General features: G+C 30.0%; 20 protein-coding genes and 1 pseudogene. 5 read left to right on the top strand and 16 right to left on the bottom strand.

Annotation, left to right across the window (positions count from 1 at the left end):
* Window positions 1–5 precede the first annotated feature (5 nt).
* Window positions 6–1,166: a GGDEF domain-containing protein gene (locus HZR23_RS12400; protein WP_165913657.1), complete on the bottom strand. Its 1,161-nt coding sequence runs from the start codon at window positions 1,164–1,166 to the stop codon at window positions 6–8.
* 219 nt (window positions 1,167–1,385) lie between these two features.
* Between HZR23_RS12400 and HZR23_RS12395 the strand changes: the two genes are divergently transcribed.
* The 5 genes from HZR23_RS12395 (at window position 1,386) to HZR23_RS17220 (ending at window position 4,039) form a co-directional block, all read left to right on the top strand.
* Window positions 1,386–1,910, top strand: a complete 525-nt coding sequence (locus HZR23_RS12395) for a hypothetical protein (protein ID WP_213050261.1) — start codon at window positions 1,386–1,388, stop codon at window positions 1,908–1,910.
* A 270-nt stretch (window positions 1,911–2,180) separates the two neighbouring features.
* Entirely contained in the window at window positions 2,181–2,747 is a 567-nt protein-coding gene (locus tag HZR23_RS17235; protein WP_249536686.1) for a hypothetical protein, read from the top strand.
* Between the two features lie 5 nt (window positions 2,748–2,752).
* Window positions 2,753–3,202 (top strand): IS1634 family transposase, encoded by a 450-nt coding sequence (locus HZR23_RS17230; protein ID WP_249536685.1) that lies wholly within the window; start codon window positions 2,753–2,755, stop codon window positions 3,200–3,202.
* A gap of 20 nt (window positions 3,203–3,222) precedes the next feature.
* Window positions 3,223–3,684: a hypothetical protein gene (locus HZR23_RS17225; RefSeq protein WP_249536684.1), complete on the top strand. Its 462-nt coding sequence runs from the start codon at window positions 3,223–3,225 to the stop codon at window positions 3,682–3,684.
* Complete coding sequence (locus HZR23_RS17220; RefSeq protein WP_249536656.1) at window positions 3,671–4,039, top strand: hypothetical protein; 369 nt, start codon at window positions 3,671–3,673, stop codon at window positions 4,037–4,039. Before HZR23_RS17225 ends, HZR23_RS17220 begins: the two co-directional genes overlap by 14 nt.
* A 376-nt stretch (window positions 4,040–4,415) precedes the next feature.
* Here HZR23_RS17220 and HZR23_RS12385 read toward each other — a convergent pair whose 3' ends face one another.
* The 15 genes and pseudogenes from HZR23_RS12385 to HZR23_RS12320 all read right to left on the bottom strand — a co-directional run bounded on the left by HZR23_RS12385 (window position 4,416) and on the right by HZR23_RS12320 (window position 21,489).
* Entirely contained in the window at window positions 4,416–8,888 is a 4,473-nt protein-coding gene (locus HZR23_RS12385) for a coiled-coil domain-containing protein (protein WP_165913797.1), read from the bottom strand.
* Window positions 8,851–9,609: a DUF6063 family protein gene (locus tag HZR23_RS12380; protein ID WP_132849826.1), complete on the bottom strand. Its 759-nt coding sequence runs from the start codon at window positions 9,607–9,609 to the stop codon at window positions 8,851–8,853. Before HZR23_RS12380 ends, HZR23_RS12385 begins: the two co-directional genes overlap by 38 nt.
* A gap of 4 nt (window positions 9,610–9,613) precedes the next feature.
* The gene (locus tag HZR23_RS12375) at window positions 9,614–11,086 is read right to left on the bottom strand and encodes a hypothetical protein (protein WP_132849825.1); all 1,473 of its coding nucleotides are present in this window, start codon (window positions 11,084–11,086) and stop codon (window positions 9,614–9,616) included.
* Window positions 11,083–12,159, bottom strand: coding sequence for a Wadjet anti-phage system protein JetD domain-containing protein (locus HZR23_RS12370; RefSeq protein ID WP_165913796.1), 1,077 nt, complete (start codon window positions 12,157–12,159; stop codon window positions 11,083–11,085). Before HZR23_RS12370 ends, HZR23_RS12375 begins: the two co-directional genes overlap by 4 nt.
* A gap of 199 nt (window positions 12,160–12,358) precedes the next feature.
* Window positions 12,359–12,673 (bottom strand): annotated as a pseudogene (locus tag HZR23_RS18095) (DUF3427 domain-containing protein); the annotation flags it as partial.
* Between the two features lie 22 nt (window positions 12,674–12,695).
* A complete protein-coding gene (locus tag HZR23_RS17215; RefSeq protein ID WP_249536676.1) occupies window positions 12,696–13,190 on the bottom strand; it encodes a transposase in 495 nt (164 codons plus the stop codon).
* Between the two features lie 311 nt (window positions 13,191–13,501).
* Complete coding sequence (locus tag HZR23_RS17210) at window positions 13,502–14,227, bottom strand: hypothetical protein (RefSeq protein ID WP_249536683.1); 726 nt, start codon at window positions 14,225–14,227, stop codon at window positions 13,502–13,504.
* Between the two features lie 118 nt (window positions 14,228–14,345).
* A complete protein-coding gene (locus tag HZR23_RS12355) occupies window positions 14,346–17,198 on the bottom strand; it encodes a DEAD/DEAH box helicase family protein (RefSeq protein WP_132849722.1) in 2,853 nt (950 codons plus the stop codon).
* A 392-nt stretch (window positions 17,199–17,590) separates the two neighbouring features.
* The gene (tpx, locus tag HZR23_RS12350) at window positions 17,591–18,103 is read right to left on the bottom strand and encodes a thiol peroxidase (RefSeq protein WP_132849721.1); all 513 of its coding nucleotides are present in this window, start codon (window positions 18,101–18,103) and stop codon (window positions 17,591–17,593) included.
* A gap of 134 nt (window positions 18,104–18,237) precedes the next feature.
* Window positions 18,238–18,789, bottom strand: coding sequence for an NUDIX hydrolase (locus HZR23_RS12345; RefSeq protein WP_132849720.1), 552 nt, complete (start codon window positions 18,787–18,789; stop codon window positions 18,238–18,240).
* Window positions 18,790–18,911: 122 nt separating this feature from the next.
* Complete coding sequence (locus HZR23_RS12340; protein ID WP_132849719.1) at window positions 18,912–19,439, bottom strand: hypothetical protein; 528 nt, start codon at window positions 19,437–19,439, stop codon at window positions 18,912–18,914.
* A 37-nt stretch (window positions 19,440–19,476) separates the two neighbouring features.
* Window positions 19,477–19,752, bottom strand: coding sequence for a hypothetical protein (locus HZR23_RS12335; RefSeq protein WP_132849718.1), 276 nt, complete (start codon window positions 19,750–19,752; stop codon window positions 19,477–19,479).
* 62 nt (window positions 19,753–19,814) lie between these two features.
* The gene (locus HZR23_RS12330; RefSeq protein WP_132849717.1) at window positions 19,815–20,201 is read right to left on the bottom strand and encodes an iron chaperone; all 387 of its coding nucleotides are present in this window, start codon (window positions 20,199–20,201) and stop codon (window positions 19,815–19,817) included.
* Window positions 20,202–20,257: 56 nt separating this feature from the next.
* Window positions 20,258–20,746, bottom strand: coding sequence for an arsinothricin resistance N-acetyltransferase ArsN1 family B (locus tag HZR23_RS12325; RefSeq protein ID WP_132849716.1), 489 nt, complete (start codon window positions 20,744–20,746; stop codon window positions 20,258–20,260).
* Between the two features lie 206 nt (window positions 20,747–20,952).
* Window positions 20,953–21,489 (bottom strand): cysteine hydrolase family protein, encoded by a 537-nt coding sequence (locus HZR23_RS12320; RefSeq protein ID WP_132849715.1) that lies wholly within the window; start codon window positions 21,487–21,489, stop codon window positions 20,953–20,955.
* Window positions 21,490–21,841: the final 352 nt, after the last annotated feature.

Raw genomic sequence — 21,841 nt, 5'->3', positions numbered from 1 at the left:
AATATTTAAGAAGCCGAGTCTACTTGTAATGATTCTTTATACACTTGCCCATCTGTTATAGGAGATTCATAAACTAACATGTTTTTACCACTTTCCTTAGCATTATATAGTAGGTTGTCAGCTCTTTGTAAAAATGATTCAACAGTTTCATTACTCCTCAATTCTACTAATCCAAAGCTACATGTAATGTGCTTTATTTTTTCAAAGTCATTGTCTTGTATACGTACCCTTATTCTCTCTATCATATCCATTGCCTGATTAATACTAGTATTGGGTAGTAGCATTACAAACTCATCCCCACCCCATCTTGCAAATATATCTGTACTTCTTATTGAATTCTTTATTATAGCTGCTATTTTTTTAATAACACTATCACCAACTAAATGTCCATAGGTATCGTTAACTTTTTTAAAATCATCAATATCAAATATTACAAGAGAAAGTAAGCTTTTACTACCATTGCAGTCATCAACCAAATAATTTAACTGCTCACTAAATTTCGCCCTATTATATATACCAGTCATGTAATCAGTTATAGAAGCTTTTTGTAATTCTTTGCTATCAACGAATTGCTTTCTTTTATAATAATTCGTAAGATATGAACCAATATTACAATACATAAGTACTATAAGGTTATATGCAATTATTTTTATGAACTCGGAATTCTCTATACCCGTTACATGCTTAATATTAAACAGATAAAATGATATGCTCAAGAAAATGGAGACTAATTGGGAGTAAAATAGCTTATTAGGTATAATGTAGATAGCTAATGTCATTACCATCACACTGAAAAACGATAAAATCGTTAAGGTTTCGTAATAGTGCATTATTAGTAGAAAGCCTGTAATAGCAACCATTTCATATGCAGTAATAAAAAGAGCTAGATTAGAATAGTTATTTATCCTTTTAAATTGTATTGAGACAACAACTGACAATACTAAAAACATTATTCTAATCATTAGAATAACGTTGAAAGAAAATTGATCTGTAAGTGCAAAGTAATCTGATATTAAAAAAAGCATATATATTAATCCAAAAACAAGTGCAACAGGTCCTAGAACTTTCGAATATCTCTGCATATCATACTCAAAAAATTCACTTTCGAGTTCCTTGTCCAAAAACTCGCCAATAAATGATATGTCATTTATCCTGTTGTTTTCCATATAAGCTCCTCCTGTATATACCATTATTTGACTATCCTATATACAAACTTTATCACTTTAAAACCTTTATTTCAACATAACTATAATATTTTCAACTTCAACTCTTTCAATTATTTCCATGTAGACGAAATATTTTAGTTTCCATAGATTACATAACTCACTTGTTATATTAATACAATTATTATAGTATAGATACAAGATTATAAGAGGGGGCTTGAAATGCAAATCATAGAAGAAGTTGCAAATTTTTATAGAATTATAAAATTAAAACCATTTAGAAAGACCCAGGGTGTTGTTTTCGATTTATTTCCAATTGATGCTTTATCTAAAATTAGCTCTATTGATAGAGTAATCCATCAAGACAATGCTATCTCCCCTAGTTCTGTTGGTAGTGTGGAACGTCCTTGGTATATGCATCCGTTCCAAGCAGATAATTTAATTGTATTACATGGAAAACGTCATGTTGAATTATTTACAAAAGAACATGGAAAAGTAGAATCTTTTACAGTATATCCTGATAAAATATACAAAAACGGAGAGTTACTATTTGAAGGCGGTAATGTATTAGTTTGGCCTTGTAACGTCTTTCATCGAATTCAAAGCGGTGAAGAGGGGTCTGCGTCACTAAATTTTGCAATTCACTCTGATGGATATGACATTCGTACAAATTTTAATATCTATGATTTAAATACTGAAACAGGTGATTATAAACTTATTAGGGAAGGTTATATGGACCAGTTCTAGAAAAGTCTAATTCTATATAATACTTATTAAATTAAGGTGAGGAACGATTAATTAGATCAGTTCCTCACCTTATTTTTAAAACAGTATTTTTAGGAATAACAATTAATTCTTAGTATATCCTGACTTCAGAACATAAATTAATAACAAATAATGAGTAAATGTCTAATTTTTAACATTTCTCATTATTTTTTTATTTATTAACGCTCACGACTTGTCGTGGTGTAGAATATGATGTATAATATAGTTAGAGGGTTTTTGTGGAGGTGTAGCATGTATATTAGTAAATCTAAAAGACCAAATGGTAAATATTTTATATCAATCGCTAAGGGGATTAGAGATCCCAAAACTAAGAAATCAAAAAAAATTCAGATTAAAGGTTTTGGTACTCATGATTTAGATTCTAAATCAGGTAAGGAAGCTCTTGCTCAAGCTGAAGCAGATCTAAAAGAAATGATTAGACTGGATGAAGCTTCTCAAGGATTTGAAAACTTTGAAGATTTCATTGAATCATTGTCAAAAGATAAGCTTTCTCTTAATCATAAAAACTTAGGTTATCTTCCATACCTAAAAATCTTTAACCAATTGAAATTACCTAACTTTTTTACTAAAATGGTGAAAGATTCTAAACTAGATTATTCCTTTAGTAACTTAATGTTCTATCAGGTACTTGGTAGATTATTTAATCCTTCAAGCAAGCTTGAAGTGGCTTCTAGAAAAGATGATTTCCTATATGATTTCAGTTTTGTGAATAGCGATAACATTTATTCTTCCCTAGATGTTTTTTCTGGATTTAATAAACATAAATCTAAAGCACTAACAGATGGAGTTCACTCATAAAAAACATGGAAATCCTCTTAGATACCGTTGATTCAGAGGCTAAAAAAATATTAGAATATAACATTAAAAACACTTCTGATGAATTGGAACAAAATATAGCTACCTATGATAAAAATTTTGAAATGAATGAAAATAAACTTTTCAAACATTTAAATGATCATATAGGAAAGATTATTCCAGATAGAAATATGTCATTAGCATTTTATGACTGTACAACCTATTACTTTGAGTCTTTTGATGAAGACGGATTTAGAGAAAGAGGTATGAGTAAGGATAATAAAAGAAATGAAACACAAGTTGTTATGGGCTTACTAATAGACACCAATGGGATACCTATTTCTTATAGGCTTTTTAAAGGCAACAAACATGAATTACATACCATGGAAGAAGTCATTGACGATATATTAAATAATTACACCATAAAAGAAATCATAATAGTGGTGATAGGGGCTTAAATTCAAGGGCTAACTTAGAGATGATTCGAGGTAAAGGGCTTAGTTACATTGTAGGTTCTAAGGGCAGTGCAGTTCCTAAAGATTTAAAAGAGAAGAAATTTAATTCATCTTGGAACATAACTTCTAATGCAGAAGCTAAATACAAAAGCGGATATATAACCAGTAAAAGAAAGGTGAGTCAGAATGATGAAACCTATGACGAATTAATCATAAAAAAATATTCAGATGTCTACAAAGAACGTGAGATGTTTAAACAAGAGAAAATGATTGAAAGAGCTAAAAAGAATATAAAGGATTTTACAATCAATTCAACAACTAAATCCAAAAGCAAGTATTATAAAGCAGTAGAAAACCCTAAAGAAAAAATAAACATTGAAATTGATGAGGAAATAATTAAACAAGAGCAAGAAAATTTCGGATATTTTTACATTGTTACAAATAAAGTGGATATGAACCCAAAGAGATATAATGGTAGCTTATAAATCTCTATATAAAATTGAAGAATCCTTTAGAATATTAAAAACAAATTTAAAAACAAGACCAGTATATCACTTTAAAGAACGAAGAATTAGGTCGCATTTTTTAATTTGTTATTTAGCCTTAGTAATGCAAAGAATATTAGAGTATAAGTTAGCAGTGAATAAAGTTGAATTATCTACCTATGAAATAATCAATGGACTAGAAGGATTTATAATAGATGAAATTGATTACAAAGTAGACAAATTATATATAATGTCAGACAAATTACTTAATAGTAAAATAAACAAAGACATATTTAAGATTGAAAAGAATGTTCTGCTAAGTAATGAAATCCCCAATATAATTAAAAAGATGTAGTGAACGTAAAACAACAATAAAAAGTGCTGAAACTTCTATAGACAGACGATTACAGCACTTTTTCTTATGAATGATGTTCCAAAGTCAGGAGGGGTCTGCGTCACTAAATTTTGCAATTCACTCTGATGGATATGACATTCGTACAAATTTTAATATCTATGATTTAAATACTGAAACAGGTGATTATAAACTTATTAGGGAAGGTTATATGGACCAGTTCTAGAAAAGTCTAATTCTATATAATACTTATTAAATTAAGGTGAGGAACGATTAATTAGATCAGTTCCTCACCTTATTTTTAAAACAGTATTTTTAGGAATAACAATTAATTCTTAGTATATCTATTAAACCAAATCATCACTACATCCTTAATTAATTAAATTAAACCATGCTTTATTATTCTTCCGCCATGTACTACTTTTCCATTATGAATCTTTAGTTCCCAGAATACTGGAAATCTTTCACTTATTTCAACTTTAATTATTTCTGGTGCTGCAAAACAAATTAATTGGAAATTCAATTTGTTTGCAATCTCAAAAATCGGATCTAGTACATGCTTTGCTGAAGCTTTACCAAAAGGATTATCTAGTACTAGTACTGTTGAAGGGTTCTCATTTCCAATATGTTTCTTCTTAAAACTCATAATCATCATTATAACGAAAGTATTTACGGATAGGGTTTGTCCACCGGAGCCCTCAGGCAGATCGCCTTCACCTTTATTAATCGCTTCCCACGTAGTATAATACTCATCTCTTGCTCTAGCATATCTAAATTCGTTTTTCTCAGACATCTTATAAACTAGTAAAGTTGGATACCTACCCTGAAGGGCTTTAGAGAATATTACCTTATCTCCCATTAGCTCTATAAACTCTTTATCCTCAATATTTGAAATATCTTGGTTTGTTTCTGAAATTTTGGATATAGCCTGAATAAAATACTCCTTAAGTAGACTTGTTATCTCATTTTCATTTTTAGGCAATCTATCCATACCCTTCAGTTTAACTAATGGAAACGCATATCCTTGTTCGTTAGTATAATTCATACTTGAAACCATTGTTTTTAGTGCCTCAACCATTCTGATAACATGTATTGATGCCCTATTAGTCCATTGTTTCATAGCCTCTTCTGCTTTAGCTTTATCATTAGATAGTCTCAATATCTCCTGCTGAAAATGGTTTTCCATACTTTTGAAGGATGTAACATTGCTTTTGAAGTTAGGAATTTTTGCTTCTTTAATTGCATTTATTATCTTTTCCTTTAGTTTATCTTCCTCTAATTTTGAACCTATATCTTCTATAAATCTATTTCTAAAGCTATCTCCCTCTTTTATAGTTTTGTCAATTTTATCTTTATTTCTATCACATTTTAGAACCCAATCTTCAACTACCATACCAGGGTTAAGTTGAATTTTTTCCTTTATATAACTATCAATTTTTCCTTTGCCAATCTCTATGGAGTAACCAGTTTTAATTTTGTTTAGATTAATTTCAAGTTTAACCATAGATTCCTTATTTTTCTCTAAAGTCTGAATACACATTTTTAAATATTTTTCGTTAGACTTAATATCTCTTTCTACACTATCTATTTCACTTCTTATATCGACTATATCTAAAGTAACAGCTGGTTTCTTATGGTTCTTAAAAATCTGATTTTCTAGTTCCTGAAGTTTTTTTCTTTTTTCTTTGATACTTCCCTTTAATTCTTGGATTGAAAGCTCTTTTTTATATTTTTCATCCTGAAGCCTATTTATCTTTTTGTCTGTTTCCTTAATAAGTAGCGCTAATTCACTAACTGCTAAATCTAAATTCCTGTATACTTCCCAATTTTCATCTAGTTCTTTTAATACATTAATTTGCCTTGTCAAATCCATATTTAAGTACCTTATTTCAATATCTATACTAGCAATATTACTATTTCTACTTGCAATATCATTCTCTAATGCTTTCCGCTGGCTAATTAAGGAGTTTAGCTGATCTTCTTCTTGAAGAAAAATAGGTGCTTTATAGCTTACATAACTACTATCTACCTTATATGTGTAAGTTGCATCTTTGTATACCTCTCTAACCTTTTCGATAATATTTTTAATATTTGACTCCCATTTTCTATGCTCGTCACTTGTATTATCTCGTTCTTCCATAATTCCATCGATTTCATCTTCAATGCTTCTAATTTCCTCTTTTATATTTTGTATATCTTTTTTTAAAAGAGTAATACGTTTTTGTTCCTGTTCAACATCATTTTTTCTTTCGATATAATCTTCAATTTCTTTAATAGAATCAATTATTTTTAAAAGGCTACTTTCTTTCTCATTTAGTTTTGAATCTGCTAGGTTTAATTTATTTATTATAGCTATTTCTTCTTCTTCATTTGTATTAAGTTCATTGGATAGTTCATCAATCTCCTTTTCCCTTTCCCTGAGCTTCTGATTTAATATCCAAGCAGTATCTTTACTTTCGATTAGTCTTAACTCCTGTTTTAAATCATCAATATTTTTTAGATCAATTTTTATACTGCTTTCCGTTTCAGAAAGTTTATTTATTACATCTTCCATTGTATTTTTCCAGATCAAATATTTCTCTTGATCGATTAACTCAAAGGCTTTAGTCCATAAACTTCTATAACCTTCTTTTTCAGATATACTCATTTCAGATCTTACATATATGGGAACCATATTATTTAAAAATATTTCTTTATCTATGTTTCTTTCAATAGACTGCCAATCCTTAATGTTGCTTATTACTACTCCATATATAAATCCAGGATAATTATTTAAAATCTCTAACTTTTCTTCATTTTTTAAGTCAGTAAAATATTCTGCTCCAGTTTCTACGTTAATACCTAACCTTTTTATTTCATCCTTTACCATAACTATATCTTTATTTGGTACAAAGTAATTATCCTTATTTAAAAGCCTATCAATATTTTTCTCCCAAATAGTTCTCTGAACTTCTTCAAGCTTTGCTTTTTTTATATCTTCCATAAGTAGTAGGGCTTCCTGCTTTTTAGCAAACCAATGATGATCTAAAACACTACCATCATAGTTCTCTAGAAGTTGTTTTGTTATTCCATGAGCAACTTTTATCTCAAAGTCTCTTTGTAAATCAGCCTCAATCCTTAACTTCTTTACATCTTCTTGTCCAGTCTTGAGCCTATCTTTTAGTTTATCGATTTCTCTATGTATTATATTAATTCTTTCCTTATATGAACTTATGTTATTTTTTAAACTAGTAATTTCTAGATCATTTTTTTTCTTTTCCTTATTGAGATCTTCTGCTATTCTGTCAGGAAACAATAGACTCATGGCGTCGTATTTTAACTCTAATTTATTTCTGTATCTCTCTAATTCTGCTTCTAAAAATTCGTATTTAACTACTTCTCTATTTAGATTATCAACTTCTGCACCAAATTCTTTTATTTTAATTTTATTTTGGTCTATATTCTGCTTTGCATATGTTAAATAACCCCTATATTGATTCTCATATTCATACCATACACTCTTTCTAATGTTCCATTCCTTTTCTAATTGAAAGTCTAATATTTCTGCTTCTTTTTGAATATCTGAAATATTTAAGGTTTCTAGTAGTCTTTCCTTCTCTTCATATTTATTAGATATCTTCACATCTAATTCTTTTTTAACCTTGGTTTCCTTATTAATTTTATACAACAATAGGTCTTTATTCTTCCCTTTAACTTCTTCATCTAAATCCTTAAATATCTGTACTAATTGTTCCATTTCTTTTTCTTCCGACTCTAGATCCTTTTTTTCCTGATTGTATAGAAGATTATCCTTATTATATATTAGGTTTTTACCTTCATCTTTTGCCCTTTTTTCTTCATTACCCCATTTATCAATCTCTTGTTTTACATAATTCTCTTCTTCACTTAATATAAAGAAGATATCGTTGCCTTCATTGATTAATCTTTCTTTCATGTCTAAAAAACGAGACCCACTATCCGCATTTTCTATCAATGGTTTTATAGCAACTAAAAGATCTTTGAAGTCTCCCTCTCGCTTGATTAGAACTGGTAGATCTTTAGTGATGGAAAGATTACTTTTAAACATCTCAATTAAACTATTTTTATTTTCATAGTTATAATTTCTAAGGTTTTCACTTATTGCAGGAATTATTATTTTATCAAAAACCGACTTATTATCACTAGCACCAATAAAGTAATCCCCCGCGCCACCCTCAGACTTATTAATAGCCTTAAGATTAATCCATTCACTGCGATAAATCCCCTTGCTCTCTAAGTAAGCGTAGTATTGACCATCTTTCTTCTTTACATTAGATTGACTATACTTAATAAAGTCCCTTTTGTTAGAATCAATAAAATCCTCTAATTTATCTATATCAACAGCTTCTCCTGTTTCTTTATCATAAAGCGGTAGGTTTTCTACTTTAAAATATCCTTTATTATCATGCTCGTGGGTATACAAAAATAAGGATAAACCGGTTTTATCCTCCTCCTCGTTGCCAGTATTTTTAATAATCGCTTTAATAGCAATTCCTGTTATTAATCTCTTTTCTGGAACAGTATCTAATATCCATTCTAAAACAACATGAAAAGTAAAGGGATGTAGATTATTTCGTTGATCATAAAACATAGAAATAACTTTATTACCATTGTTTTTTCCCCATTTAGTTTCGGGTAAAAGGAGTTGAAAAATTAGTTGCATCATTACGCCTTTTCCTCCACCATTAAATAAGGTAAAAAGTGCATGATCTGCTTGTCCATCTCTAGTCAAATCAAAGATAGAATTTTCATGTTCTTTCTTTAAACCATCATATTTACAGCCAGTTAATCTAATCTTAGCTAGTTTTGGCATCTTCATTATCCCTTCTTTCATATTTAATTAGCTCAATTATTTCCTCATATCTGTCTCCCCCATGATAAAGATGCTCAAGTCTTTCGTATAACTCTTCCTTAGGGATAATTCTACTTTCACGAGTCAAATTTATTATTAAATTTTCCTGCTCCAATGGCTTTAAAGCCTCATTTATAAAGCCCAGTCTAGTATTAGATGCCGTACTAAATCCTACACCGTCTTTACTCTCCTTGGAATGAGACATTTCGACCATCCAAAGATGGTAAATTTCATCTAAGGCTATGGCAAAGTCCCGTGAAAAACCTTCTTCCTGTTCATTCCGCTTTTTCCAAGCCTCTAAAGTATTTGTAATAATTTCCTCTAATTTAAAATATGAAATCCCTGCGTCCTCAATTCTAAATGAAAACCTATTATCCCTATCTATTTCAGCCAAATAAATACAAATAATAATATTTGCTAAGTAAAAATGTCTTTTTCTTTGTAATCTAGTATATCTTTCCTTCATATGTGAATAAGTAGTGGCAAATATAGAACTTTCCCCCTTGGCTACTAAGTGTAAATTTTGTCTAGTTGCAAGAACTCTTAAGCCACCTTCCTCCGCCATATTCTTAATAATTTCACTAATCTCGTTATTTTCATAGTATTGGCTTGCCAATACATCATTTGCTGGGACAATCCTCTTGCTTAATAAATAGAAAAATAATTCACTTGCTTTTCTAATATCTTCATTTGTATAGCTCATACTTCTATGCCCCCTCAATATATATGGTATAGGGTGAAATAAATAGTTCATTCCACCTAAAAACATCCTCTGTATCCTCTATCCTTGTTAGTATTCTTTTATTATTAAGTAATCTAAATTTAGAATCCCTATTACATAGACGTTTGAACAATTTCATTCTTTCGTCTTCTCCAACATAATTATAGTCTAGTGTAACATCTGAAATTACAAACATCATAAATAAGTCAATATTCTCGCCTTGACTTAACCACTTAATCTTTTCTTCATCTTCTTTTAAATTTAACTCTAAAATAGAAAAACTCCCTTTTTCTAAAAGTCCAACAAATATCTCTTCATATAGGTCCTCAATTAATTCCCAATCCGTTTCTTTAAATATCCAATCATCCTGTTCAGTAATATCTAGAGTTTTTCTTTGTTTCTTTTTATACTGCACCCTTTGCTCAGCCCAAGCCCAATCTAGGGGGTAGATAAATTCGATTTGTGGTGAAAATAATTGAGAAACTACCTTTTCCAAATCATTTATTTCTCTAAGTCCATTTTTGACTATATGGTTTTGCCAAATATCCTTCTTAAAACTAAAATTTGAAATATTCCAGAAAGTTTCAGGATACTTTACCCTTATCTCTAACTCCAAGGCAAGATTTTGGATAACATAGTTAGCAAGACTATTATGTAATGCCCTAGCCCTCTCTAAATTGGTGAACATAAATTCTGCATCTCGCTTTTTTTCCTCTGGTAGAGAATCATATCTGCTTCTCCATGAAAGCATGTTATGAAAAACCTTTTGTTCCTCTTCAAACTGCTCCTTTATTTCCTCCTCTGTTTTTTTACCACGAATGCTCCTATCGAAAAATATATTTTGTGGGTCTCTTAGAATATCCCTTTTATAATCCTTTTCTCTATTAATAAGTACTCGCACTCTTGATATAAGATGATCTATACTATCTCTAGCCTTTGAAAAGTTCCCAGTTTTAATTAATTGAAGAGTGTAAAACTGCTCTAGGTCAAATCCAAATTCCTCTAGAATTTCTCTAGTAATAAAAATCATCTCTTGGCTTTCTTCGGACAACATATAGACTGTTGATCCACCCTGTTCCCAGTGGCTATGTTCTCTATCCACTTTAAAATACCTGAATGTATAATCTTCTTTTTTTCTTTGTTCCTCGTTAAAGATTTTAGTGAGGAATGCTTCCTGTTTACTGGGGTCCCTATACCAAAGTGTTCCATCAACTATTCTTTCAACAATATCTCGATTTACTTCTAAATCCATATCCCTAATAATCTTGTCAGTAATAAATAACATATCATCTCTAGTTCGATTAGGATTTTCTCTTAATTCTCTAGTGAAAATGTTTTGAATTAAAAGAAAACATATTTCATAGGCATATTCATTTAAATTTCCTAGGTCCATTCCCGTTCCTAACATACGAATTGCTTGGAATTTTTTCATCCTATTAAAAAAGCCACTCTCTATCATAATTTTACCGCCTTCAATAAGTATTCATAGTTAAGTAATTCCTGAGGAATTCTATAATCATTGTTCCAAATAAATTCTATTTTTTTTATTTGCTCTTCATTTATGTAGTCCTTCATCTCATCAATAAACAGGTTAAAGTATTTTATATTTTTCTGTTGTCCATCCAAAGGGTAGTTCCTATTACATAGGGTAATTAACTTATCATAGGCAGTTTTAAACAATTCCATTTTAATATTTGGATATTTTTCCTTTAGTCTAGCATATATGCCAAATCCTTCGGAATCAATATCTCCAAAATATAGTATTTCAACATTTGACGTATTAGCTATTTCCTGGAGAAAAGAAAAACTACTTTCAATTTTCTTTCCCTCTCCATAAATTAAAGCATCAGGATTAAAGCCTAGTACTTCTTTGTGAATCTCTACCACTCTTTTAAAAGCAAAGAAAGTTGAATGATTTTCTAATATTATAATTCTTTTAATATCATTAACCCCTTTATTCCAATAGATAAACATCTCTCCATACTTTCTCATCCTTAAATCCACATAAGATAGCTTTAGTCTACTTAATATGCCATACTTCCCTTTAGTGGTGTCTTTCCTATTTATAAGGAATTTTTCATCATAAAAAAGTTCTAAGCATCGTTCTTCCAAGCTAACTATTTCCCTTTTACTAGAGGATTTTAGGAACCTATAAATATTCTGAATATATTCCCATTCTCCATCGGTCTGAAAGGATGGATTATTAATATAATAACTAAAATCTAGAAGATCGCTATACTTTAAAATTTTAGATTTATCCCACCTGGAATCCTCTTTTTTATTAATTATTTGCCAGCTTACTTTCAAAGGTGGATTTAGCCCATTGTAGCTAGAAGATTTAATTTCTTTAATACAGCCTTGATTCACTAACTCCATCATTTGTTTGTGTAACTCCCTATAACCACCCTTATTTATATACTCCGATTCACTTTTATATTGATTAATAATAAACATCTCTAATGTATTTAAATCAAATCTTTTTTTGTTTTCATTTTCGTACCTTGCTATAAAGCTTTTAATAATTCTATTCATATAAGCACCCACCATTAGGTATAATATTATTCTTAATTTTACTACTTTTAATCTATCAGATTTCAAAGTGTGTATCAATCTATTTACAGTTTGTGGCATAAAGACTCTATGTAAACCTTATTTAAATGCCTAAGTTAAAATTTTCATAACTTAGGCATTTTATTACTTCTTTAGAAAGAAAATGAACTTCTGATATTAGCTACAATATATTCTTATTAGCTTTTGGTACAAACATTGGTGGCATCTCTTCATCTAACTCCCATATAAAACTCATAGGTTTATCCCCAGAATGTCTTATATACTGACACGCACCTAAAAATACAAATGGTGATGTATATCCGCTCTCTTTCTTATGCTCCCTTACGAATAAAGCAATTTTACTTCCTATTTTACGATGATTTATATATCTTTGAGCAGTTTTGCTATCTTTTGAAACCTTGCTCTGAGTTTGCCAGTGAAATAATTTATCATTTATTGCATAGTCTTCATAAAGAGTTGATGGCGAAAAATCCTTCTCAGATTTATTTAATCATGAGTTATGCAGTTGACTCCATATACTGGGAATTTTGCACAGTAAACCAACCTAACAATAAATTCTTCGGCCAAAATTTATCAATAAGTCTTGCAAATTGCCTAACTTCTGTGTCAAAATGTACTTGTATAGTTTGAAAGCATTGCTGTGCTTTTATAACGATACGGTATGTGGCGTTGAAAAAGTTTCGGACCATTTCGCCGTGGGTGAAGCCTTCTTCAGCGCCTTTATTATTGAGTTCCCATCTTGCATAGACAAGTAAAGTTTCTGCTGTAAAAATGAGCTCAATATGGGCGTAATGATGACTTTCCGACGTTGAGTGGCAAGAATTCAACCCCAGTTCTTGTTTTGCAGTTCTAAAAAAAACCTCAATGCTCCAACGCTTAATATATGCATCTAAAGCTTCTTCAGGATTATCGACCCTATTACTAATCAAAAGGTAAGCCCCACGATATGTAGCTGCAACCTCTTTGTTTTTCTCAAATTCATCCTTCATCATTTCAGTATCTTCTTTGAGTCTTGTAGCTACAACTGCTTTGCAATAGGCGTATAACGATACTTAGTTACTACTTTACCCTGCTTTCCAACTAAACGGTAGGGTAACTTGATATAAATATTAGGTATGGATATAGCACTTACTTTATCTTTAAGACACTAATAAGAAGTTTGAAAAAACTTCTTTAATAAGCATTGAAGGCTTTACAGGGATAAAGCGTTCTCGGCCTGTAATATTCTCAATTTCTTTTCGATAAAGTGTCAGTATTACGTTTTGCCTTAGTAACCCAATCATATTGATGATCTGTGAGCCAATTAAAAAGTCTTTGCATAAAAACCGCGGTCCATGGCAACCCATAGTACCCCTGTGTAAATCCGGCGAATATCCATTAGCATTTCTTTTGAAAGATCTATTTTTGTCTGTTTTTCATCGCTATTTTCTACCTTACGCCAAATACGCCAAAACAATGGATATTTAAGTCCGTTCTTTAATACAACAGTTGTAGCAACTATATTCATACACCAGATATTTATTTTAATGGAGCTATCATATAACCAACAAAGGAAAGGGATTTTCTTTCCATGGGCATGAGCCACCTTTGTATCATCAAGTACAATAACATCTCCTTCAGTAAATGCAGTTTCTTCTTCTTGTTGTAGTCTTTGTACTCTTTTAAAACTAAATAAACCCCAATTATAATCAGTTGTAAAAAAGCGGCTAAAGGTATATTGAGCCATTTTAAGATTCCGAAACATCGGTTGTAATAAGCTATCCTTAGTAGCATAATCAGAAATACGTGAGACAGAATTTTTATTAGCAATAAGTCCTACCACATAAGCAAAAGCAATAAGCCAAGTGGGTACACCATTACGTTTTACAATACCCGATTGCGTAAGCAGAAGTGAAAAATCAAATTTATCCCAAATTGCTTTTAAAACTGGCGTTCCGCCCCCATTTCCTTGTTGTAAATTTCTATATTTCGGTTTCCCAAGAGTCATATTTATCACCCATTCATCAAGAGTAATGGCTATTAATACCATTCACTTTGATTATTGGGGCGGGTTTAAAAAGTCAAGTCTTTTTTGCTATTTCAAGACATATAAAACAAAAATATTTTTTAGTATATTATAATATACGATACATCAGTCTTATTTACATTTATTTACACGAACTGCATAACTCATGATTTAATGTAATAAAGAATATATCTAATTTTTTATCTTCAAAGTATTTTACCCCTTCCCTAAATGCAGGTGTTTTTTCTTCATTATAGTATCCTAATGAAGCTAGAATTTGTGAAGTAGAATAATTACAGTGAACTTTTAAAGGACAGATAAAATTAAATTTATTATCAATCTCTAGAGTATCAATGGTATTGTATTTGTACTCTAGAATATCCAAAATTTCTTCTCTCATCTCAGTAATCGAGAAAATTGACAAAAGGGCATCTTCCATGCTTCTATAGCCTTCGTTTCCTGGATAGGAATTAAAAAAGGTATAATATAGCATTGAAAGCATTAATTTATCTGCTTCAGTTTTAATTTCTTCTCCTTTAATATAGTCAGTAATAAAATTTATTAAACTTGCTGAGTTAAGATAGAACAAGTTTGGCAACCTCTTTATTACAGTTTTCTCATTATAAAATTCAAAGTCTGGAATTAAATCAGCCTCAACCATCATTCTTTTAAATGACCTATCCCCATTTTTTCCATAAAAATCGTATATAGACATATTATAATATCTTAAGAAGTTATTTAGATTTAATTGTAGATCTGTGTCCTGTTCAAAATATCTCATTTTAGATATTAAATTATTTTTTGTATTCGAAGTTTCCTTTATATTTCTTAGAATATATTCCTTCGCTTGCCTCTCCAGTTGAATAAAACAACCCTTTGGCAAATTGAAAAAACCATTTTCTAGATAATGTTTTATAGAATGTTTAGATCTTCCTATTAAGGCTCTAAACTTTTCTTCAAAATTATAATTTCTATGGGCTTGACCAACGAAATCCAATACAGTTAAGCATTCTTTCCCATCTGATAGCCTTAAACCCCTTCCAAGCTGCTGTACAAAAACCGTTAAGCTTTCAGTAGGCCTAAGAAATAACACAGTGTTAATTTCCGGTATATCTACGCCCTCATTATATAGGTCAACAACAAATATAAAAGTTATCTCACCATTAGCTAATCTATTTTTAGCCTCTTCTCTGATCTTCGAGTCAACCCCCGCATATAAAGCAATGGAGGCTATTCCATTTTCATTAAAAAAGTCAGACATATATTTTGCATGCTCAATACTAACACAAAAACCTAACCCTTTAACATCCTCTATATCTGTTACATACTTATATACACTATCTACTACCTGCCTACTTCTTAACTTATTGGACGTATAAACATTTTCTAATTCCTTAATATCGTATCCTTTCCTATTCCATTTAAGTTTAGATAAATCCACATTATCTGTCACGCAAAAATACTGAAAAGGACTTAATAGCTTTCTATCTATGGCTTCAGTTAATCTCATTTCACTAGCAATTGTATTTTCGAAATACTCTAAGATATTTTTACCATCCATTCTTTCTGGGGTAGCAGTTAATCCTAGCAGTACTTTAGGTTCAAAATAATTAAGTAATTTCTGATATGATTCTGCAGCGGCATGATGAAATTCGTCAATAATAATAAAATCATAAAAATCTTTAGATGTTTTCTCATATAACTTGCTACTATTGAAACTTTGAATACTTATAAATAGATTATCTAAGGATTTTGGAGTATTACCACCTACTAAAAGATCTCCAAAATTATAGTCCCTTAGTATTGTCCTGAAGGTCATGAGACTCTGTTTAAGTATTTCCTCTCGATGGGCAACAAATAGAAACCTGCTCTGTTCACTTCTCTTTCTAAACCCTTTATAGTCAAAGGCAGATATAACAGTCTTACCAACTCCTGTTGCTGCCACAAGTAAATTCCTATATCTTTTAAATATTTCTCTTTCTACCTGTAGTTTTTCTAGTATTTCTTTTTGATATGGATAAGGCTGTATGTCTATGCTTAAATATTGAACTGAGCTATCTACCACATTCTTCTTATTTAGCGCTTCCAATAGATTTTTTCTGTCTTCTTCACGTTCCTTATCGAAGCTTATGAATTCCCGATCATTCCAATAACTCTCAAAGGTAGCTTCCACCTTCCTTATAATATCAATGGAGTCCTTCTCTGTTACTTTTATATTCCACTCTAAGCCAGATGTTAAGGCTGGATTTGATAAGTTGGAAGATCCTATGTATGCCGTACTAAAACCGGTTTCTCGCTTAAACATATATGCCTTAGCATGTAATCTTGTTCTATTAACATCATAGGATACTTTTATTTCTGTGTTTCTAAGCATGCTTAATTCTAAAATAGCCTTATAGTCAGTAGCTTCCATATATGATGTAGTTATTACTCTTAATTGACCATCCCGTTCTGTAAAACTTTTCAATTCTTCAATAATACAACGTAGCCCGCTCCACTTAATAAATGAAACTAACATATCTATTGAATCTGAAGTAAGTATTTCCTTCTTTAGTTCCTCTAACATACTTGGCTCGTAATTAGATCCAGTAAATAGAGAACTCTGGGAAATTGGGGTTACGGGCCTAATAGATTTTGCTTTATCTATACTTCTTATACTATTTAACTTAGAGTAAATTGAAGTCAAGACTTGTCCCTCTTCAGTAATCTTTAAAGAATCAAATTCATCCTGACCTAAATTTCGACTTAAAATATCAATAACATCATTACATGCCTTTATTTGGCGTAATAAAGAGTCCCTATCATCCCCAACATTATCTCTTATATACCTTAATGCCCTTCTAGTAATAGTTGATATATATGCAGATAGTATTTTCCTAGCCTCTTCAACATCAATAGACTCTTTCTCTATAACAAACTTATGTAAATCTAAACTATCAAGTTCATCCCTTAATTTATTATTAATAATCTCTTCATATATTCCCTGCTTTAGCATTTTAATCACCCCATTTGAACGTTTATTTATTCGTTAAGTTTCAAATCTATAACTACTACACTGTTAAAAGCTACAACAAAAAATTTCTGATTTACTTCATTACTTTTTAAAAAATAAAAACTATAATCATACATTTCCATTTAAATACAGTTCTACCAATAATAATTCGTTCTAAAAAATGATAATCCTCTAATGATAAAAAATATCATACATAACTAACTTGGCAATAATTTTTATTTAAACTAATTGAGTTTAAATAATCTTTATACCTATTCCGACTTTTATCTATTTCTAGCTAATACACTAATTTGGGTCTAAAAAAACCTAAGTTCAATTTTTGACAGAACTTAGGTTTTTGTTTTTTGCATATTAAATTCTAATACTAAACTTATTTAGATAAGCTTACGAGCTTCCTCAACAGCTTTTTCATAATCTGGATGCTCACCAATTTCCTTTACATACTCCACATATTTTACTGTATTGTTTTTATCAAGTATTACAATACCTCTTCCAAGAAGTCTAAACTCTTCAATGATAAACCCATAGTTTTCACCAAAAGATAAATCCTTGTGATCAGATAAAGTTATTACCTTGTCAATTCCCATTGCTCCACAAAATCTTTTTTGTGCGAAAGGCAAATCAACACTAATTGTAAGTATTACTACATCATCTAATTCAGATGCTTTTTCATTAAAATTAATCGTCTGTAATTCACAAACTCCTGTATCTAGAGAAGGCACCACACTTATTATTTTTACCTTGTCTCCCGCATCCTTTAACGTAAAAGGTGCTAAATCATTTGTAAGTACTTTGAAGTCTGGAGCAGATTGCCCAACTTTAATTTGATTCCCTACTATTGTAATAGGATTTCCCTTCATTGTAAATAAACCTTCTCTTTTAAACATATAATCACCCTTCCAAATTTTATATGTTTTTAATTATACCCAAAAAATAGTTTTCCAAATAATTTTTTAATATTTTTTTGAATACTGTATTTTTATTATTAATAACTCTCAATAATTGCAATTGCCATATAAATTTACAATATTTTATTGAGACATTTTGAATATATCTTCTTCATATGAGGTTCACTTGAATATATATCGATTTCTTTCATAGGAATCCATTTTACTCCGCTATTTTCATCTATCTTAACTGCAAGAGGTTCACATTCATCTGCCTCTAATAAATATGCTACAGAAATATGTAGATGTGGCGATATGTACTCTTCTTTTTTTGTATGCCCTAATACAGGTATAATGTCTAAAGATATAATGTCTTGGCGAACAGGGAAAACGTTCTTTATTCCTGTCTCCTCTTTGACTTCTTTGATTGCTACAAATAATAAATCTTCTTCTCCATCCGTATGTCCCCCAGCCCATGACCAGGAATCATATATATTATGATAAACCATTAAAACTTTATCTTTACTCTTATTTACAACAATTGCCGAACTTGTTAGATGTACTAATTTGTTCTCTCTAGTCAGTAGGTCTTCAAACATATCAATACATTTTAATGTTAGTTCCTTATCTTTTTCCTCTTGTTCATTACAAGCAATATAGTTATTAATAGTCTCAATCCAATTCATGCTATGCCTTCTTTCAAACTATTATATTATAACTACAATATACATATTTTTTAAAGCAAAATAATTTGCAGTATCATAGAATACATTGTAGGTATGAGCTTAGTATCCGTCTATATCTACCATTAGTCGAAAAGTTCCTGGAATACATCCCTATAAATAACTCTATAAGCCGGCTTATAATTTTTATTATATATATCTGAATGATGCATTATGGGATAATTCATTTCTATAATTTTTTTATTGAAGTCTTTAAGTTCATTTATATTAAAGTCTATATCTCCCTTTTCTACTAGATCAATAAACAAATTCCATATACTAATCAAGTTATTTAAGGTAGCAGTATTTTTCTTTTCCGTATAAAGCATTGCATTGAAAAGTAATTCAGTTGATAATTTCTTCTCATAAAAAGGTCTTAAATTGATTCTAACCATATTATCCTTAATAGAAATATCCTCAATTAATAATTCTTCAAAATTATTATCAAATAGGTTATCTAATTCATCATATAAATATTTCTTTGCTCTTTGATGATTTTCCAACAAATGACCTAGCCCTAAAATACTTTGATAAAGTAATTTATATACATCTTGTATTTCCATAAGAGGCCTTAATTCCTTATGTTTCTTTACTAATTCAATTAATTTTTCCACTCGTATTACCTCACCCACACTAAATGTTAATTTTAACTTAAAACTTTAAATATCTTTCTTCGTTTTTCACCCAAGTATATATTGATTTTATTGCTCCACCTATGAATCCACAAAGATATATTAAAAAATATGTTCGCACATAATATGTTATAGAATATGAATTTAGTGGACTAAACAATATTATACTTCCAAATATAGTGCCTAATAATGGCGCAGTTCCAGTAAGTGCAGCAGAAGTTAAAACATATTTTCGCTTTCCTTTTAATCTACTTTCTCCCCATTCATTAATAAACCGTATATCTCTATGTTCCAATATAATTCCTCCAATAAATCCTCTTAATAGAAATAATATATACCGTACTTTGTCTAAGTAAGTCAATTTTTATTTTTCGATTTATTCTCTGCCTTCTTAACATTCTCCGCTACTCTAAATTCAACTATTTTTCTAACCAAATCATACGGTATAGCCTTTCCTAATGGAAATTGTACTGCCCCTTTAGATACTTTATAATCGGATAACTCCTGTTTAAATGCTTCAACTGCACTTGGAGCTGGATAAAATCCAATATGATTTTTAAAAGCAGCAAAATGTACGAGATTACTATGCAAATAAAATGTAGGCATTTGATAGCTTATCTTTTCTACAGCATCTGGTGCAGTTTCCTTGATTGTTTTCCTTAATTTTATTAAAATTTCTTGTACATCAGGATCAAATTTTAGTATATAGTCATCTATAGATGTTAAGATCTTATTTTCTTTCATATTTATCTCCTTCCAAATATCAGTATATTTACTTACATCTAATATAAATGCTCAAATTAAACTGTAGGATTATACTGCCAATATCCAACATCAATCCATGTATTAAACTTATACCCTACTTCTTTAAAATGGGCTACTTTTTCAAAACCAAGTTTTTCATGTAATTTTACACTTTTATCATTAGGAAGTGCTATACCACCAATAAGAGTGTGTATCTCCTTTTCTTTTAATGAATCTATTAAATACTTATATAATTGGCTACCTATCCCTCTATTCCTATAGTCTTTATCTATATATACTGATAGCTCTACAGAATAACGATAGCCACTTCTAGTTTTCCACTTTGTAGCATAAGCATATCCAAGTACTTTCCCTGCTTCATCATATACGAACCAAGGTAATTCTTTGGATACATCCTTTATTCTTTTTTCCATCTCCTCATTTGTTACTGGTTCTTCTTCGAATGTAATTATAGTGTTATTTATATAATAATTATAAATCTCACAGATATCACTTGAATCTATTAATTCCACTTTTCTAATCATCTAAGTCTCTCCTATCAAATTTACTCGTTATACAAATAAGATTATGGTTAACATTTCATTCTGTTCTAAGCCCATAAGTTTTACACAGAAATATGTAATGCTTTACTTAAAACTTTATATCATTTTTGTAATTACAAAAAAACTGCTAATAATTAAACATAAAATAATTAGCAATTTTTTAAGACTTCATTTTTTAATTACATTTTCTAGTAATTATTTAATATTTCTATTACTTCTTGGATTGGTAGAACACTAGCAAAACGTTTATTCCATATCTTATAATTGAAAAACTCATACAGCTTATTACCAGATAAAAACTCATTGTCAAAAGTTGTATTGGTTTCTTCAGGTATAATTATTTTATACCCAGTATCAAAAGCACTCTTACAGGTAGCATCAATACAATACTCTGTTTGAAGCCCCACAAGTATTATAGAATGAATACCTTTGCTTTCCAAATACGCTTTTAATTCAGTTTTAAGAAAAGCACTATTATATCTCTTTTCTATGATTAGTTCACCATCTATCGGTGATACATCATTAAAAATCTGCCATCCTTCCGAGTCCTTTTCTAGCACTGAACCATTTCCACCATCATGACGTACATATATAACTTCTTTCTTACTATTTCTTGCAGTTGAAATTAGTTTTTTGATATTATCAATCACGCTTAGTACATTATATGGCTGCCTGTTTATTAATTCATTTTGAACATCTACAACAAGTAAAACAACTTTGCTCATTAGTTAACATCCTCTCTCACTTAGACCCCATAATACGTATTTAATAGATTTTTGTTTAATAATTTATTTATTATAATAAAACTTATAATTTGCTTTCGAGTGTACATTGTAATCGCTAAAAATACTAATTGACGGATTTGTCTCAATTTCTTTTGTATTTATTTCTCCATTTTCATTTATTTGTTCTATCTTAGTAAGATCTATGTTATTACTAATAATAACTAACTGTGGTTAGACTTTTACATTTGAAGCCTCTAAATTGTAAAACCTATAGCCTGTAATTTCAGGTGCTAAATCATAGGCTTCATCTGCATCTATAAGCTTAATAAGTTCGTAATCACCCATTTCTATC

This window comes from Serpentinicella alkaliphila (genome assembly GCF_018141405.1).
GTDB classification, from domain to species: domain Bacteria; phylum Bacillota; class Clostridia; order Peptostreptococcales; family Natronincolaceae; genus Serpentinicella; species Serpentinicella alkaliphila.
This window is presented reverse-complemented; position numbering and strand designations above follow the sequence as displayed.